At 65.1% G+C, this 16706-nt stretch carries 18 protein-coding genes and 2 tRNA genes; 16 read left to right on the top strand and 4 right to left on the bottom strand.

Going from position 1 to position 16706, the window contains the following annotated elements:
* Positions 1-24 precede the first annotated feature (24 nt).
* The 7 genes from AC1MCA_RS07790 (at position 25) to AC1MCA_RS07760 (ending at position 2646) form a co-directional block, all read left to right on the top strand.
* Positions 25-98, top strand: a tRNA-Asp gene (locus AC1MCA_RS07790).
* Between the two features lie 48 nt (positions 99-146).
* Positions 147-222 (top strand) — tRNA-Phe (locus AC1MCA_RS07785).
* Between the two features lie 124 nt (positions 223-346).
* The gene (locus tag AC1MCA_RS07780; RefSeq protein ID WP_479802449.1) at positions 347-829 is read left to right on the top strand and encodes an Asp23/Gls24 family envelope stress response protein; all 483 of its coding nucleotides are present in this window, start codon (positions 347-349) and stop codon (positions 827-829) included.
* Complete coding sequence (locus AC1MCA_RS07775; RefSeq protein WP_108599379.1) at positions 826-1017, top strand: DUF2273 domain-containing protein; 192 nt, start codon at positions 826-828, stop codon at positions 1015-1017. Before AC1MCA_RS07780 ends, AC1MCA_RS07775 begins: the two co-directional genes overlap by 4 nt.
* On the top strand, positions 1014-1394 hold the full coding sequence (locus AC1MCA_RS07770) for a hypothetical protein (RefSeq protein WP_479802446.1): 381 nt from the start codon (positions 1014-1016) through the stop codon (positions 1392-1394). Before AC1MCA_RS07775 ends, AC1MCA_RS07770 begins: the two co-directional genes overlap by 4 nt.
* Before the next feature lie 26 nt (positions 1395-1420).
* Positions 1421-2038, top strand: a complete 618-nt coding sequence (locus AC1MCA_RS07765; protein ID WP_479803328.1) for a hypothetical protein — start codon at positions 1421-1423, stop codon at positions 2036-2038.
* Positions 2035-2646 (top strand): hypothetical protein, encoded by a 612-nt coding sequence (locus AC1MCA_RS07760; RefSeq protein ID WP_479802444.1) that lies wholly within the window; start codon positions 2035-2037, stop codon positions 2644-2646. Before AC1MCA_RS07765 ends, AC1MCA_RS07760 begins: the two co-directional genes overlap by 4 nt.
* Positions 2647-2688: 42 nt before the next feature.
* Here the strand turns inward: AC1MCA_RS07760 and AC1MCA_RS07755 are convergent, their stop codons facing one another.
* Positions 2689-4524: a glycoside hydrolase family 13 protein gene (locus AC1MCA_RS07755; RefSeq protein ID WP_479802442.1), complete on the bottom strand. Its 1836-nt coding sequence runs from the start codon at positions 4522-4524 to the stop codon at positions 2689-2691.
* A gap of 140 nt (positions 4525-4664) precedes the next feature.
* On the opposite strand from AC1MCA_RS07755, the gene AC1MCA_RS07750 reads away from it, so the two are divergent.
* The 5 genes from AC1MCA_RS07750 (at position 4665) to AC1MCA_RS07730 (ending at position 9346) form a co-directional block, all read left to right on the top strand.
* On the top strand, positions 4665-5951 hold the full coding sequence (locus AC1MCA_RS07750) for an ABC transporter substrate-binding protein (protein ID WP_479802440.1): 1287 nt from the start codon (positions 4665-4667) through the stop codon (positions 5949-5951).
* Between the two features lie 6 nt (positions 5952-5957).
* Entirely contained in the window at positions 5958-6995 is a 1038-nt protein-coding gene (locus AC1MCA_RS07745; protein WP_479802439.1) for a carbohydrate ABC transporter permease, read from the top strand.
* Positions 6992-7888, top strand: a complete 897-nt coding sequence (locus tag AC1MCA_RS07740; RefSeq protein ID WP_479802437.1) for a carbohydrate ABC transporter permease — start codon at positions 6992-6994, stop codon at positions 7886-7888. The genes AC1MCA_RS07745 and AC1MCA_RS07740 overlap by 4 nt, the downstream gene beginning before the upstream one ends.
* Positions 7885-8136, top strand: a complete 252-nt coding sequence (locus tag AC1MCA_RS07735) for a hypothetical protein (protein ID WP_479802436.1) — start codon at positions 7885-7887, stop codon at positions 8134-8136. Before AC1MCA_RS07740 ends, AC1MCA_RS07735 begins: the two co-directional genes overlap by 4 nt.
* Positions 8137-8290: 154 nt before the next feature.
* Positions 8291-9346: a LacI family DNA-binding transcriptional regulator gene (locus AC1MCA_RS07730; RefSeq protein ID WP_479802434.1), complete on the top strand. Its 1056-nt coding sequence runs from the start codon at positions 8291-8293 to the stop codon at positions 9344-9346.
* Between the two features lie 70 nt (positions 9347-9416).
* On the opposite strand, the gene AC1MCA_RS07725 is transcribed toward AC1MCA_RS07730, so the two are convergent.
* Positions 9417-10391 carry a DUF8083 family protein gene (locus AC1MCA_RS07725; protein ID WP_479802432.1) on the bottom strand — a complete coding sequence of 325 codons (975 nt, stop codon included), beginning with the start codon at positions 10389-10391 and terminating at the stop codon, positions 9417-9419.
* A gap of 34 nt (positions 10392-10425) precedes the next feature.
* Positions 10426-11232 (bottom strand): exodeoxyribonuclease III, encoded by an 807-nt coding sequence (locus AC1MCA_RS07720; protein ID WP_479802430.1) that lies wholly within the window; start codon positions 11230-11232, stop codon positions 10426-10428.
* A gap of 142 nt (positions 11233-11374) precedes the next feature.
* On the opposite strand from AC1MCA_RS07720, the gene AC1MCA_RS07715 reads away from it, so the two are divergent.
* From AC1MCA_RS07715 to AC1MCA_RS07700, 4 genes are read left to right on the top strand one after another with little or no spacing between them, the layout of a single operon-like run.
* Positions 11375-12874: a CoA-acylating methylmalonate-semialdehyde dehydrogenase gene (locus AC1MCA_RS07715; protein WP_479802428.1), complete on the top strand. Its 1500-nt coding sequence runs from the start codon at positions 11375-11377 to the stop codon at positions 12872-12874.
* Positions 12874-13962, top strand: coding sequence for an enoyl-CoA hydratase/isomerase family protein (locus AC1MCA_RS07710; RefSeq protein ID WP_479802426.1), 1089 nt, complete (start codon positions 12874-12876; stop codon positions 13960-13962). Before AC1MCA_RS07715 ends, AC1MCA_RS07710 begins: the two co-directional genes overlap by 1 nt.
* The gene (gene mmsB, locus AC1MCA_RS07705; protein ID WP_479802424.1) at positions 13955-14905 is read left to right on the top strand and encodes a 3-hydroxyisobutyrate dehydrogenase; all 951 of its coding nucleotides are present in this window, start codon (positions 13955-13957) and stop codon (positions 14903-14905) included. Before AC1MCA_RS07710 ends, mmsB begins: the two co-directional genes overlap by 8 nt.
* Complete coding sequence (locus AC1MCA_RS07700; protein ID WP_479802422.1) at positions 14902-15678, top strand: enoyl-CoA hydratase; 777 nt, start codon at positions 14902-14904, stop codon at positions 15676-15678. The genes mmsB and AC1MCA_RS07700 overlap by 4 nt, the downstream gene beginning before the upstream one ends.
* Here the strand turns inward: AC1MCA_RS07700 and AC1MCA_RS07695 are convergent.
* A complete protein-coding gene (locus AC1MCA_RS07695) occupies positions 15665-16654 on the bottom strand; it encodes an NAD(P)/FAD-dependent oxidoreductase (protein ID WP_479802420.1) in 990 nt (329 codons plus the stop codon). The two genes, AC1MCA_RS07700 and AC1MCA_RS07695, sit on opposite strands and share 14 nt — an antisense overlap.
* Positions 16655-16706: the final 52 nt, after the last annotated feature.

The raw sequence follows: 16706 nt of genomic DNA, 5'->3' as shown, positions 1-16706 counted from the left end.
ATACTGCGGAAGCAAGAAAAGCAAGGCCCTGTAGCGCAGTTGGTTAGCGCGCCGCCCTGTCACGGCGGAGGTCGCGGGTTCAAGTCCCGTCAGGGTCGCTCTGATTGCCGGAAGAGATTCCGGCTCTCATGGTGACTAGTCACCTAGGCTCTGTAGCTCAGTTGGTAGAGCGTTCGACTGAAAATCGAAAGGTCACCGGATCGACGCCGGTCGGAGCCACCACTGGGAAGCATCAGTTCTTCGGAACTGGTGCTTTTCTTCGTTAAGCCGCCCTGCCCCCGGCGGATTCCAACGCCGTGACGGACCTAGGGGATAGGGTTGGGATCAACAGAAGGGGGAGTGCCTGATGGAATACCAGAACCCACAACCCGGTGCCGGCCTGGAGCGCCAGCAGGGTGCCGGCCAGCATGCTTCCAGCCCCGTGCCCGAACCCGTCCCCGGGCTTGGCCGCACGGTGATCGCCGAGGCCGCTGTAGCGAAAGTCGCGGGCATTGCGGCCCGCTCCGTACCGGGCGTCTACTCCTTGGGCTCGGTGCCGTCCCGGGCACTCGGTGCCATCCGCGACGCCGTCGGCAGCTCTGACCATGCCGCTGGCGTCCGTGCGGAGGTGGGGGAGACACAGGTGGCCGTTGATATCAGCCTGGTGGCCACCTACGGCACGCCCCTGCATTCCCTCGCCAACCAGGTCAGGGCCGCCGTCTACCGCGCCGTCGAGGAACTGGTGGGCCTGCAGGTCATCGAAGTGAATGTCGAAGTAACCGATGTGTTCGTGGCGCCGCCGCCGAAGTCAGCTGCGCCCGCCGGCACAGAACGGGAGGCCCTGCTGTGAATCTGACCGTTGTAGGCATCGCCGTGGGCGCCTTCGTGGCGTTTATGTCCTTCCAGTTCGGCTTGTGGGGCTTCCTTGTCGCGCTGCTGTTTATGGCCATCGGTGCCCTTCTGGGCCGCGCTGCGGAAGGGAAATTGGACCTTCGCGGCGTCTTGGATGCCATCATCGGCCGGCGCTCATCGTCATGACCGCATCCACCCCTTCCCTTAAGGGCCAGGCCCTGAGCGGCCATAACCGCATCAGCACACAGGCGCTGACCAGCCTCGCCAAGGCAGCGGCCGCAGAGGCCCTGGGTGTGGACACGCACGATGTCAGGGCGGACTGGGCGGACGACGCCGGGCTGCTGGCTCTGTCCCTCGTGTCGCCCATCAGGATCCCGCCACTGCCTGCGGTGGTCCGGGATGCTGGCCGGGTCGCTGCATTCGGGGGATCAATCCTGGACCGCACCGTCGCTGCCAAAGCCCGGATCATGTCGACCGTCACAGCCCTGAGCGGAGCCCGTCTGAGCCGCGTGGACATCCGGATCAGCGGAGTCAAACCCATCGAGGGAGGCAGGGTCCTATGAGCCAGGGTTCACTCGACGGGAAGCTGATGGACTCCGCGGAAGCCAACCAGGCGCCCGCGGAACGGAAGCCTGATATGCGCAGGATCCTGTACCGGGAGACCCATTCCTCCCGCGCGGCAGTGGCCACGGTCGCCGCAGTGCTGGTGATGGCAGCGGCGGCGTACGGCCTCCTGGAGTCCGGAGTGCACGCCATTGGGCAGCCCGCGTGGCTGATCGAACCCCAGTTGGCGGCTGAGCGCATTGTGGCACTCCCCGCCGGTATCCCGCCCCTGCTGCTCGGTGCCAGCGGCGCCGTGGTGGCCATGGCCGGGCTGTTTTTCCTGCTCAACGCTGTCCTGCCCGGCAGGCGCGCCCGGCATGTGCTGGACGTCTCGGGGACGTCGGCCGCCGTGGTGGTCGATGACGAGGTCATCGCGTCCGCCCTGGCCCGCAGCGCCCGGCTCGCAGCGAATGTCACTCCTGAACAGGTGATGGTGGTGGTCTCCCAGCGGCAGGTCATCGTCAATGTCCGCCCCACCTCGGGAGTGCCCGTCACCGAAACAGCGGTGCTTGCCGCCGTCCGGGAAGAGCTCCGCGAGATGTCCCTGTTCCCTTTGCCGGAGGTCCGTGTCAACATCGCCGCTGCCGGAGTGATCGGGGCATGAACAGCACTCCATCAGTACTCAACCGGATCCTGATCGGGATCCTCGGGCTGATCCTGCTCGCCGTGGGTTCCCTGCTGGTTGCGCTTGCCGCGGCGCCTTCGGTGGGGCCGTGGTGGCACACGTGGTCGCGGTCGGCCTGGGACGGCCTTAACCAGGCGTTCGACGACACCCGGTTTCCCGGCCGTCCGGAAAGCTGGCTATGGATCGTCATGGCCGTCGCCCTGCTGGTGCTGATCGGGCTCATGGTTGCCTGGATTGCGCAGCAAGGCAAAGGCCGGAGCGACGTTCTTGCCGCGGAGTTCGATCCCGGAACCGTGGCCGGGGACGTGCGGATCGCCGGCGGAGTGGCTGAACAGGCACTGAAGCATGCCCTTGCCGAGCGGCCGGACCTCGCCGGGGCCACAGTGGCCACCTACGACGTCCACGGCAGCCCGGCCCTGAAGATCCGGCTGCAGCCGCGCCAAGGCGTCGCCCCGCACCTTTTGGCGGCCGACGTCTCTGCACTCGTGGACGCCTTGGACGAGGTGGTGGGGAAACGGATTCCGGCGCTCATCCACATCGGTGTCGGCGCGAGGACACGGTTCAGCCGGGCCGAACGCGTGCGCTGACCGTCCCGGCGTCAACTGCGGGTCCGCGGCCTCAGGATGGACTCACTTGGTCAGGTAGACCGTTGAGTTCGGCAACACTTCGGTGACGGAGCGGGGCGGCACGGAGGTACTCGTCACTGCCACGGAATAACCGGCTGGGAGCGGCGCCGCGGTGGCCCCCATATTGCTGAGCACCAGGACGTCGCGGTTGTGGAACGCCACTATGCCCAGATCGGGCTGATGGATATCGGCCCACCGGAAAGTTCCCGATCCCAGCCTTTGGGCGGCACGGAACGCCAGGGCAGAACGGTAGAGCTCCAGGGTGGATCCTTCGACGCCGTCCTGCCTGTCCGCGGCGAGGTCCCGGAACGATTCGGGCTGGGGCAGCCAAGGCGCCGCGGGTTTGCCCGGGGCCAACCCCGCCGGGCCGCCGTCGTTCGCTTCATGAGTGAAAGTGTCGGCAAAGCCGAAACCGGGCGCAGTGGACTTCCACGGCAGCGGAACGCGGCAGCCGTCGCGGCCGATCTCAGCCCCGTTGGTGCGGAAGAACGTGGGGTCCTGCCGCGCGTCGTCCGGAAGCGTGGTGTGCTCCGGAAGGCCGAGTTCCTCGCCCTGGTAGATGTAGGCGGAGCCGGGCAGCGCGAAGGAGACCAGCGTAGCGGCACGGGCCCGCGCCAGGCCCAGGGCTGCATCAGGCTGCTCGTCATGTGCGCCGATGCCCTTGGGGAAGGTGGTCGGATCATTCAGCCCGAACCGGGTGGTGTGCCTGACGGTGTCATGGTTGCTCAGCACCCAGGTGGACGGAGCCCCTACCGAGGCGGCGGCTTTGAGTGAGTCCTCGATGGCTTCGGCCATCCGCCCGGCATCCCAGCCGGCCAGGAGGAAGTCGAAGTTGAAGGCCTGCTGCATTTCATCATGGCGGACATACCGGGCCAGCCGTTCGGCGGGTTCAACCCAGGCCTCGGCCACCATCATGCGATCGCCGTCGTACTCCGCCAGGACTTTGTGCCAGTCCCGGTAGATCTCATGCACGCCGTCCTGGTCAAAGAAGGGCGACGGCGGGTACTGCGGCGACACGGCGCGGTGCGGTTCCTGGGAGTCGGTGTGCGCGCCGGGAGCGTCACCGGGCGGGATGTGCCCTTTGCCAGGAGCGTCCGCTGTGCCTTCCACCATGGCTGCCACGCCTTCCCAATCGGGCAGGCCCGCCTCCTTGACCATGCCATGGGCAACATCCACCCGGAATCCGTCCACACCGCGGTCCAGCCAGAAACGGATCACGGCGCGCATTTCTTCCTGCACCTCGGCGTTTTCCCAGTTCAGGTCCGGTTGCTTGGTATCGAAAAGGTGGAGGTACCACTCACCGGGTTTTCCATCCTGTTCGGTGACACGGCTCCAGGCCGGTCCGCCGAAGATGGATTTCCAGTTGTTCGGTGCCAGGTTGCCGTCGCCGGAACCCGCCGTTTCGTCCTTGCCCGGCCGGAACATGTACCGGTCCCGCTCCGCGGTGCCCGGAGCTGCCGCCAGGGCCTGCTGGAACCATACGTGCTCATCGGAGGTGTGGTTGGGTACGAGATCGACGATGACCTTCAGGCCACGGCCGTGAGCATTCTGCAACAAAGCATCGAAGTCGGCCAGCGTTCCGAAAAGCGGGTCCACCTGGCGGTAGTCCGCCACGTCATAGCCGCCGTCGGCCTGGGGCGACTTATAGAACGGAGACAGCCAGATGGCGTCCACTCCCAAGGCCTGAAGATAGGGCAAACGGGCCGCTGTTCCGCGGAGATCACCCATTCCGTCGCCGTTGGCATCCGCGAAGGAACGCGGATAAATCTGATAAACAACAGCGCTTGCCCACCATGAACTACCCGTGGACGCAGGGGTGGGAACGGTCGAATGGTGCATTTGGTTCCTGTCCGGTAACTTTTTGATGTAAACGCTTGCATAAGCCGCAACAACCTTACTAGTGTGATGGTCACCACATCAAGGTCACCAACAACCACACTGTTCGACTTACTTGTCACTCAGCGAGGAGCCTCAAGCAAATGAAATCCCGTAAATTCCTACTCCCGGCAGCGACTGCCGGCATCCTGGCCCTGACGCTGTCCGCCTGTGCAGGCGGGGGCGGGGGGACCACCGGCGGCGGCGGCACCGATGCTGAAGCCAACCTCGACGGCCGCGGGCCCATTACGTATGTACAGGGCAAGGACAACAACAACGTTGTCCGGCCTTTGGTTGAAAAGTGGAATGCTGCCCACCCTGATGAAAAGGTCACCTTCAAGGAGCAGACCGACCAGGCCGACCAGCAGCACGACGACCTGGTCCAGCACTTCCAGGCCAAGCAGTCCGATTACGACGTCGTCAGCGTTGACGTTGTGTGGACAGCCGAGTTCGCCGCCAAGGGCTGGCTGCAGCCGCTCAAGGACAAGATGGCCATCGATACGTCCAAGATGCTTGAGGCCCCGGTCGAAGCAGCGTCGTACAAGGGCACACTGTACGCGGCCCCCCAGGATTCGGACGGTGGCATTCTCTTCTACCGCAAGGATCTGGTGCCCGAGGCTCCCAAGACGTGGGACGAAATGATGGGCATGTGCTCCATCGCCAAGGCCAACAACATGGCGTGCTACTCCGGCCAGTACAAGCAGTACGAAGGCTTGACCGTCAACGCGGCGGAAGCCATCAACTCTGCCGGCGGATCGGTCCTGGACAAGGACGGCAAGCCCAGCATGAACACCCCTGAGGCCAAGGAAGGTCTTGAGAACCTCGTGGAGGCCTACAAGAACGGCAACATCCCCGAGGAAGCCATCACATACCAGGAGGAACAGGGCCGGCGCTCGTTCCAGGAAGGCCAGCTTTTGTTCCACCGCAACTGGCCATACATCTACAGCCTGATCAGCACTGAGGGTTCCTCCGTGGTCAAGGATAAGTTCGGTATGGCGCCACTGCCCGGCAAGGACGGACCCGGGGCCTCGTCCCTCGGCGGTCACAGTTCTGCCATCAGCGTTTACTCAAAGAACAAGGCAACTGCTCTTGACTTCCTCAAATTCATGACGGACGAGGAGCAGCAGAAGTTTTTCGCCAACCAGGGTTCGAAAGCGCCGGTTCTCTCCGCGCTCTACGAGGACAAGGAACTGGTTGCGAAGCTGCCGTACCTGACAGTCCTGCAGACGTCCATCCAGAACGCCGTTCCCCGTCCCGTGACGCCGTTTTATCCTGCAGTTACTGAAGCTATCCAGGTCAACGCTTACGCAGCCCTGAAGGGCGAAAAATCCGCTGAACAGGCTTTGGCTGACATGCAGAAGTCCATCGAGTCCGCTGGCGCGGGATCGTAGCTAGTCATGGCAACCGAATTGGGCCCGACGCCGGCAACAAAGCCGGCGTCGGGCGGGACCCCGGTCCACCACGCACCCAAGGGTGTGGGGGAGGACAATAAGATCCTTAGCCAGGGTAAGTGGGCTTCCTGGCTGCTGGCACCCACCATCATTGCGCTCGGTGTCGTTATTGTTTATCCGATCATCAGCGCCATCATCATGTCCTTCCAGAAGGACGCCGGACTGGATCCGGTCACGGGCCTCTTCACCGAAGGCGGCCCTGCAGGAATTCAGAACTATGTGAACTGGCTCGGCCAGCAGTGTGCTGCCGCTGGCGGGGGCACCGTTGCCTGCCCGCCGGGAACACTTGGCGGCCAGTTCTGGAATGCAACGGGAACGACCTTCCTGTTCACGGCCATCACGGTTCTCTTCGAGACGATCCTTGGCTTCTGGATGGCCATGATTATGGCCAGGACCTTCAAGGGACGCAGCCTGGTCAGGGCAGCCGTTCTGGTGCCGTGGGCCATCCCCACCGCAGTAACCGCCCAGCTTTGGCTGTTCATGTTCGACTACCAAGGCATCATCAACAAGGTGTTCAACGCCTCCATCCTGTGGACGGGCAGCGAATGGCCCGCCAAGTGGGCGGTGATTATCGCCGATACGTGGAAGACCACTCCGTTTATGGCGCTCCTGATCCTCGCCGGGCTGCAGATGATCCCGGCCGAGGTCTATGAGGCAGCCAAGGTTGACGGTGCCACCGCCTGGCAGCGGTTCCGGATGATCACGTTGCCGCTGGTCAAGCCGGCGCTCATGGTAGCCATCCTGTTCCGTACCCTGGATGCGCTGCGCATGTTCGACCTTCCGTACATCCTGACGCAGGGCGCCAACAACACCACCACGCTCTCGATCCTGGTGATTAATCAGATCAGGCAAGGGTTCAACGCGGCGGCTGCCCTTTCAACCATCACCTTCATCATCATCTTCTTGGTCGCGTTCATCTTCGTGCGGTTCCTCGGCGCCAACGTTGTGGAACAAAGCGGCGCCTCAGGTAAGGGGAAGAAATGACCACCTCGACAGCCTCCACGGAGCTCCGCGCACGGCAGGATCAGGGACGCAAGAACGCCCAGAACAAAGAGAAATGGGCGCAGGCCCGCACGTATATCAGTGCCGCGGTAATCCTGATCTGGTGCCTTGCCCCGGCGTACTGGATGGTGGTGACGGCATTCCGCGAGGTGGGTTTCACTTACGACACCTCGATCCTGCCCACCCACGTGACGATGGACAACTTCACCACCGCATTCGATACGTCCTTCGGCAACAGGTTCGGCCAGGCGCTAGTGAACAGTGTCTTCATCGGCGCCGTTGTGACGGCGGTATCCCTGCTGATCGGCGTGTTCGCCGCGTACGCGTTGGCCCGGTTGAACTTCCGGTTCAAGTTCCTGGTACTGGGCTTCATCCTGGGAGCTTCCATGTTCCCCGGCGTCGCCCTCATTACCCCGCTCTTCCAGCTCTTCACCAACATCGGCTGGATGGGCACTTACCAGGCGCTGATCATCCCCAGCATCTCGTTTGTGCTTCCGCTGACCGTCTACACGCTGACATCCTTCTTCCGCGAAATGCCGTGGGAGCTGGAGGAATCAGCGCGCGTGGACGGCTGCACGCAGGGGCAGGCGTTCCGGAAGGTCATCATGCCGCTGGCGGCGCCGGCCATCTTCACCACGGCCATCCTGGCGTTCATCTCCTCGTGGAATGAATTCCTGATCGCCAGCCAGCTGTCCAGTGATGCCACCCAGCCGGTCACAGTGGCCATCGCCAACTTTGCCGGTGCCCAGCCCAACCAGATCCCGTACACCGCCATCATGGCTGCCGGAACCATCGTCACCATTCCTTTGGTGATCCTGGTACTGGTCTTCCAGCGCAAGATTGTGGCCGGCCTGACGGCGGGTGCAGTCAAGTGACAAAGGGCGTTTCCCGTCCCCCTCAGTCCAAGGGGGCGGGAAACGAACGCCGGCTGGTCCGCTCCGGCGAGGACTTTGACATCATCATCGGGTTCCTCGGATTCTGGGCCCTGGTCCTGCTGGTTGTCACGGTGTGGATGGAAATAACCGGTCAATTTGCGCTGTGGTGGGCACTGGGCCTGTTGGCCACACTCCTGGCCATTTACGGAATGATGCGGCTCCGGCGCCGCCTGCCGGACCGGAGGTAATCCACCGCGGTTCTCCGGGCCCGCTGCCTGCCGTCCCTGACTCCGCAGGTAACACTGCGAAGCGGGGCCGCATTCAAATTACGATGGCGCGGGGGTATCGCCAGGCATCATCCGGTGCCTGCACGGATTTGAACAGGGGGTCACGGTGGCACGCATGGAGAGGTCCCAACGAGGCGGCCACAGTGGCGTCAGCATCGAAGACGTGGCGGCCGCCGCGGGAGTGTCCACAGCCACCGTGTCCCGCGCCGTGCGGGGACTGCCCAGGGTTTCGCCCGCCACCCGGGAGAAAATCCTCGAAGTGGCGGGCGCCCTTGGCTACGTTGCTTCCTCGTCAGCCTCGGGGCTGGCGACCGGACGGACCAAGACCATCGGCGTGCTGGCACCATTCGTCAGCCGCTGGTTCTTTTCGAAGGCCATCGAGGGCGCCGACCGCGAGCTCCACGCGCGCAGCTATAACCTGTCCCTGTTCAACCTGGGCGGCCACGGCAGCCACCGCGAACGGCTCTTCAGCAAGACCATGGTGTACAAACAGATTGACGCCTTGCTGGTGCTTTGTATGGCGCTCACCCATGAAGAGTTGGATCACCTGCAGAAACTCGATATTCCGCTGGTGGTGGTGGGCGGCCATGTGGAGGAGTGCGCCTACATCGGCATTGACGATTACGCCGCCGCTTCCACAGCCGTCCGGCACCTGATCGACCTCGGCCACCGGGACATCGCCCTCCTGCATGGCGACGACGAAACAGACCTCAACTTCGACGTACCCCGCGTGCGGATCCTGGCTTTCAAGGACGTGATGGCAGCGGCAGGACTGCCCATCCGCCCGGAGTGGGACGAGATGGGGGACTTCACGGTCCGCAGTGGCCAGGAGGCATTCCGCCGCCTATGGGCCCTGCCGGCACCCAAACCCACCGCGATCTTCTGCGCCTCGGACGAGATGGCCATGGGCATCATCTTCGAAGCCGCCCGGGTGGGTGTCCGGGTGCCCGAGGATCTTTCCGTGGTGGGGATCGACAACCACGATTTCGCCGAAGCTGTGGGGCTGACCACCGTAGGCCAACGGCCGGACGAGCAGGCAGAGCTGGCCACTAAGATGCTCCTCGACGAGCTCGACGGCGTCAGCGGCGCGGTCCACTCAGCCGTCGCCGAACACCAGCTCATCGTGCGGCGCACGACGGCGGCGCCCCCTTCCGGGGGAACGGCTGCCTAACAGGCGCGGACCGTTTCGCAACGCCCGGGCACTGACAATCCGGCCCGAAGGACAATCCGGGCCGTCCGGATCAGGAGGCGCGGGCCAGCTGCCTGATGGGGATCCAGCGCGAGGCAAGCCGACGGTAGGCCGCAGCGGCACCGGTCATGTCCCCTTCAGCGAGGCATTCGATTCCCAGCCTGATGTCCATCGGGGACTCGTCCGGATACACCTTGTCCGCTACTGCCCCGTAGTCCAGTTCCACCATGGACTGGACATGGAACTGCTCCAGCCACTCGGTCAGCTGGGCGAGGTCATCGAGCATGTCCAGGTCCGGCGCCGCGAGGGCAAGATGGGCCACTGCGTAGCGTGCCCGTTCGATCGCCTCGGTGATGGGGGCCCAGACCCTGACGGTGAGGATACGGCCGCCGGATTCCACAACATCCTTGCGGTCGTCCTCCATAAACAGCGAGAACCAGCTGAACGGAATGCCCCAGGTGGAGGCGCGCGTGTGCACGCGGATGGAGCCGTCGCGGGCTTTGACCTGATCGATCCGTTCCTGGTGCTTGTCCCGCTGCTCCTCAGGAATCAGCATCTCAGCCAGGGGTCCGTGGATGCCTTCCATGAGGGCGTTCGCGGCGAGTCCGGCGCGGAGCACCAGTTGGCTGGGGCAGTACAGCAGGATCGTCGCGTCCCCTGATTCGGCTCCCGTCGCGGCAGCGGAATTGGTGGTGGCACCCGGCTGGGATCCGGCACCCGAAGGCGCGCCAGCACCGGCGTCGGACGTTCCGGTGTGTGGTTTGCCCCGGGGCGGCACGCCGGGCACGGTGGTGACGCGGACCAGGTCCGTGCGGCCGGTGGGGAAAGGGTCCCCGCCGGAACGGGTGATCCGGCCCAGCGAGGCAAGCAGTTCGGCGTTTTCGACGGCGGCGCGGGACGCCGACCGCGCACCGGCGGCCCGGATCGCTTCGCGTTGTCCTTCCGGGAAAGCGTCCAAGGGTTCGTAGACCCGCAGCGTGGAAGAGAACGGCAGGCCGGCCTGGCCCCGGTAGAGGTTTCCGGTCACTGCAGTCTCCTTTCCTGAGCCCACGCCGCGACCATCAGTCGGCCAGGTCCACCAGCACGGGGGCATGGTCAGAGGCGCCTTTGCCTTTTCGTTCCTCGCGGTCTATCGAGGCGCCGGTGACGCGGGCGGCCAGGGCGGGTGAGCCGAGGACGAAGTCGATCCGCATCCCTTCCTTCTTCGGGAAGCGGAGCTGGGTGTAGTCCCAGTACGTGTAGACACCGGGCCCGGGGGTGTACTGGCGCGCCACGTCGGTGAAACCGGCCTCTTCAAAGGCGTGGAATGCTGCGCGTTCCGGCGGGCTGACGTGGGTGTGGCCCTGGGTCAGGAACAGGTTGATGTCCCAGACGTCCTCATCCAGCGGGGCAATGTTCCAGTCGCCCATCAGGGCCACCTGGGCCGATGGATCAGTGGCGAGGAGGCTCTGGGCGTGATCCTTGAGGGAGCCGAGCCATTTGATCTTGTACGGCATGTGTTCGTCGTCGAGGGAGCGGCCGTTGGGTACGTAGAGGCTCCAGATCCGGACGCCGGCGCACGTGGCTGCTATGGCGCGCGCCTCCTGGACGGGGTCCTTGCCGGCTTTGCCGAACGTGGGCTGGTCCAGGAAGGTCCGCTCCACGTCTTCCAGCCCCACCCGGGAAGCGATGGCCACGCCGTTCCACTGGTCCACGCCGAAATGCGCCACTTCGTAGCCCATCCGCTCGAACAGTTCCCAGGGAAAGTTCTCGTCCTTGCACTTGGTCTCCTGGATGGCCAGGACGTCGCAGTCGCTGCGCTGCAGCCAGGCCTCCACGCGGTCGGCGCGGGCACGGAGGGAGTTCACGTTCCAGGTAGCAATCTTCACAGTCCCTAACTTACCGAACTTGGGCGCCTGGCAAAGCCGACGGCAGCCACCGGCCCGGACCGGACGTCTGGAATTTAGTAGGAAGTCCGAGTATATTCGCTTGCACAGATGATCTGGATCACATGCGAAGGAGCATTCAGCCATGGTGCGCGAACTGTCCCACTACGTCGGCGGCCAGAGAGTCGAGGGGAACTCAGGCCGTTACAGCGATGTTTTTGACCCCTGCACGGGCCAGGTCCAGGCCCGGGTGCCGCTGGCCGGCAGGGAGGAAGTCCAGAACGCGGTGGCCGCCGCGGAGAAGGCCCAGCTGGAATGGGGCGCCATGAACCCGCAGCGCCGCGGCCGGATCCTGCTGAAATTCGTCGACCTGGTCAACCAGAACATGGACGAATTGGCCACGTTGCTGTCGTCTGAGCATGGCAAGACGTTCGCGGATGCCAAGGGCGATATCCAGCGCGGAATCGAAGTGGTGGAGTTCGCAGCCGGCGCCCCGCACCTGCTCAAAGGCGAGTTTTCCACCGATGCCGGCCCCGGCATCGATATCCATTCCCTCCGGCAGCCGCTCGGCGTGGTTGCGGGCATTACGCCCTTCAACTTCCCGGCGATGATCCCGCTCTGGAAGTCGGGTCCGGCCCTGGCGGCAGGCAACGCCTTCATCCTGAAGCCTTCTGAACGGGATCCGTCGGTTCCCTTGCGGCTGGCCGAGCTGTACTCCGAGGCAGGTGTCCCGGACGGCGTGTTCAACGTGGTCAACGGGGACAAGGAAGCGGTCGATGCGCTGCTTGAGGACCCGCGCGTCAAGGCCATCGGCTTTGTGGGCTCGACGCCGATCGCCCAGTACATCTATGCCACAGCGGCAGCGCACGGCAAGCGCGCCCAATGCTTCGGCGGGGCCAAGAACCACATGGTGATCATGCCTGACGCCGATCTGGACATGGCCGCCGATGCCTTGATCGGAGCCGGTTACGGTTCCGCCGGTGAACGCTGCATGGCCATTTCCGTGGCCGTCCCCGTGGGAGAGGACACCGCCAACCGGCTGGCCGGCAAACTCCAGGACCGCATCAAGGGGCTCAAGGTGGGCCACAGCCTGGCCAAGGATTCCGACTTCGGGCCAGTGGTGGCACCCAGTGCCAAGGAACGGATTGAGGGCTACATCCAGTCCGGCGTTGACCAGGGCGCCACCCTGCTGGCCGACGGACGCGGACTCACCGTGGAAGGGTACGACGACGGGTTCTGGGTGGGGCCCACGCTCTTCGACCACGTCACCAAGGACATGAAGATCTACCAGGAGGAAATCTTCGGCCCCGTCCTGAGCATCCTCCGCGCTGCCGATTACGATGAGGCCCTCCGCCTGTGCAGCGAGCACGAATTCGGCAACGGTGTGGCCATTTACACGCGCGACGGCGATGCTGCCCGCGACTTCGCGAGCCGGGTGGAAGTGGGCATGGTGGGAATCAACGTCCCCATCCCTGTGCCGATCGCGTACTACACCTTCGGCGGCTGGAAGGCGTCCGGCTTTGGCGACCTGAACCAGCACGGTGCTGATGCGTTCCGCTTCTACACCAAGACCAAAACGGTCACCACGCGCTGGCCCTCCGGGATCCGCCAGGGCTCCAGCTTCGTGATGCCGGAAGGAAGCTGATGACCGGACTGCCACCGGAAAAAGCACTCGAACCGGAGATCCTCTTCGCCCGCCGCGGCCACCTCGGCATCGTCACACTCAACCGGCCCAAGGCGGTTAACGCGCTGACGGCCGGGATGGTGACGGCCATGCTGGAGCAGCTCATTGCCTGGGCGGACGACGACGGCGTGGCCACGGTGCTGGTGCACGGCGCCGGAGAGCGGGGCCTCTGCGCCGGCGGCGACATTGTGGCGATCTACCGGGACCTGCTCACCGGGGGGACCCAAACAGCCGGATTCTGGGCGACCGAGTACCGCCTGAACTCCCTGATCGCCCGCTACCCCAAGCCCTATGTGGCCCTGATGGACGGGCTGGTGCTTGGCGGCGGCGTCGGAATTTCGGCGCACGGTTCGTACCGGGTGGTCACCGAACGGACCCGGACGGGGATGCCGGAAACCACCATAGGTTTCGTGCCCGACGTCGGCGGAACCTATTTGCTGGCCAGGTCACCAGGGGAGTCGGGCACCCATGCCGCGCTGACCGGGGCACACCTCACCGGAGCGGATGCACTGTTCCTGGGCTTGGCGGACCACCACGTCCCGGCGGACGGACTCCCGGAGCTGGCAGCGGCTCTCGAAAGCGAAAGTGCGGAAGCCGCCGTCGTACGTTTTGCCCGCACTGCTCCGCCCGCGCCACTGGCGGGGCAGCGAGCATGGATCGATGAAGCCTATGCCAGCGACGACGCGGAGGACATTGTCCGGAGGCTGCGGGCCTTTGACGGGGCAGGGATGGAATCGGCCCACGAGGCAGCGGACACCATCGAGGCCAAATCGCCCACCGCAGTGAAGGTGGCGCTGGAGTCCTTGCGGAAGGCCAGGAGCCTGACCCTGGACGAGGCTCTGGCGCAGGAATACCGGGTGGGGCTGCGGTTCCTGGCCGCGCCGGATTTCCGCGAAGGAATCCGTGCGCAGGTGGTGGACAAGGACCGCACGCCGCTCTGGAAACCGGCCTCCCTCCACGAGGTGCGGCCGGCCGATGTTGACCGGTTCTTTGAACCGCTCGGAGACCGGGAGCTCACCCTCCAGCCAAAGGAGTCGGACCATGTCTGAAAACCCTTCTGTCGTATCCGGGAAGCCAACTGTCGCCTTCCTGGGCCTGGGCCATATGGGCGGGCCGATGGCGGTGAACCTGGTCAGGGCCGGCTATCCGGTGGCGGGCTACGACGTTGTTCCCGCGGCTTTCGAGTCCGCACGTGCCCACGGCGTGCCCATCAGCGGGAGCGCCGCCGACGCTGTGGCAGGTGCGGCGGTAGTGCTCACCATGTTCCCCAGCGGCCGGCACGTGCTGGACGCCTACCGCGGCGGGGACGGGAAACCGGGGCTGTTGGAGACAGCTGCTCCCGGAACCATGTTTCTGGACTGTTCCACCATTAACGTGGACGAAGCCAGGGAAGCCGCCGCACTGGCCATCCAGGCAGGCCACCGCTCCGTGGACGCGCCCGTTTCGGGCGGTGTGGTGGGCGCTGAAGCCGGCACCCTCACCTTTATGGTGGGCGGCGGGCCGGAGGATTTCGAAGCGGTGCTGCCCATGCTCGAGGTCATGGGCAAGCGGGTGGTGCACTGCGGCGGGCACGGCGGTGGCCAGGCGGCGAAAATCTGCAATAACCTCATCCTCGGCGTCTCCATGATCGCGGTGAGCGAGGCGTTTGTGCTCGGCGAGAAGCTGGGCCTGACACACCAGGCGCTGTACGACGTCGCCTCCGCGGCCTCGGGCCAATGCTGGGCGCTGACCACCAACTGCCCAGTTCCCGGACCGGTCCCCACCAGCCCTGCCAACCGCGACTACCAGCCGGGCTTTGCCGGCGCGCTGATGGCCAAGGACCTGCGGCTCGCGCTGAATGCCCTCCAAAGCACCGGGGTGGCAGCCCGGGTGGGGCCGCTCGCGTCCGAGATCTACGATACGTTTGCGGCTGAAGGCGGCGCAGACCGTGACTTCTCCGGAATCATCACGGAAATCCGCGCGAAGTCGCAAAATGACGGGAGTCAGGCATGACGGAGTACACGAACATCCTGGTGGAACAGCGCGGCCGGGTAGGCCTGGTCACGCTCAACCGGCCGGAGGCGCTCAACGCCCTGGACCACGCCACCATGGGCCAACTCGTGGCCGCAGTGTCCGCCATGGACACAGACCCGGCAGTGGGAGCGGTGGTGATCACCGGTTCAGCCAAGGCCTTTGCCGCCGGGGCCGACATCAAGGAGATGGCCGCGCAAGGCTACATGGACATGTACGCCGCCGACTGGTTCCGGGGCTGGGAGGACTTCACCCGGCTCCGCATCCCCACCATCGCTGCGGTGTCCGGCTTCGCGCTGGGCGGCGGCTGCGAACTGGCCATGATGTGCGATCTCGTCATCGCCGGCGAGAACGCCAAGTTCGGCCAGCCGGAGATCAACCTTGGCGTACTCCCCGGCATGGGCGGCTCGCAGCGCCTGACCCGTGCCGTGGGCAAAGCGAAGGCCATGGACATGATCCTCACCGGGCGTTTCATCGGCGCTGATGAGGCCGAACGCGCCGGGCTGGTCTCGCGTGTGGTGCCCGCGGCGGACGTCGTGGACGAGGCACTGAAAGCCGCCGAAGTCATCGCCTCCAAGTCCAAGCCGGTGGCCATGCTGGCGAAGGAAGCCGTCAACACCGCCTTCGAGGTAGGCCTGGCCCAGGGCGTTGTCTTTGAGCGGCGGCTCTTCCATTCACTCTTCGCCACCGAAGACCAGAAGGAAGGCATGGCCGCCTTCACGGAGAAGCGCCAGCCGGAGTTCAACCACCGCTGACCCCCGGACCAACCGACAGGGATTCGCGGTAGGCGGCGAGGTCTGCCGCCATTTCATCGGCCATCAGGCTGTTGTTAATGACGACGGCGGCCCACGAGCCAGCCGCTGCCGAGGCCAGGACCTGCGCGCGCATGTCCGTCACGTTGCCCGCCGCCCACACGCCCGGGACGGCTGTGGCGCCGTCGGCGTCCGTGGCCAGGAAGTCGCCGATGCCCATCGGGTGCGGCTCGGGCGTCAGGCCCAGGCCGGCAAATGCATCCAGCCGCGCCCGGACCTGAGGTCCCACTACCACGGCGTCCACAGCCACCTCCGGACCGCCGGCCAGGGCAATCCCGCGCAGCCGGTCATCCTCCACGCGCAGCGATTCCACCGCGCCGGCCACCACCCTGACGCCGCGGGCGGCCAACTGCTCCAGTTCTTCGTCGGAGGGCTGCACCAGATTGTTCAGGAACAACGTGATGTTGGCGCTCCACTGGCGGAACAGCAGGGCCTGGTGCACGGACCAGGGGCCCTTTCCGAGGATGCCGATGGCCTGGTCCTGGACTTCCCAGCCGTGGCAGAAGGGGCAGTGCAGCACGTCCTTGCCCCAGCGCTCGCGGAGCCCGGGAATGGCGGGGAGATCGTCCACCAGCCCGGTGGTGATCAGGACGCGGCTGCCCTTCAGGACGCGCCCGTCCGCCAGGGTCACGGTAAAGCCCTCGGCAATGGTGCCTGCGGCGGTAACCGCTGCGCCCTGGATGGTCCGGACCCCGTAACGCCCGGCTTCGGACCGGCCGATCTCCAGGAGTTCGGCCGGGCTGACACCATCGCGGGACAGGAATCCGTGAACCCCCTGCGCGGGGGCATTCCGGGGTTCGCCACTGTCCACCACCAGTACGGAACGGCGCGACCGCCCCAACATCTGGGCGGCGCTCAGGCCTGCGGCCCCGCCGCCGATCATCAGGACGTCATATTTTCTGTTGTTGTCTCTGCTCATGCATCCATGGTGGACTGAAGGCGCAATAAGTGGCAAAGAATATTGCCGGAAT

This window comes from Arthrobacter sp. BK1, from assembly GCF_056680055.1.
The sequence above is the reverse complement of the archived record's forward strand: the minus strand, read 5'-3'. Positions and strand labels throughout refer to the sequence as shown.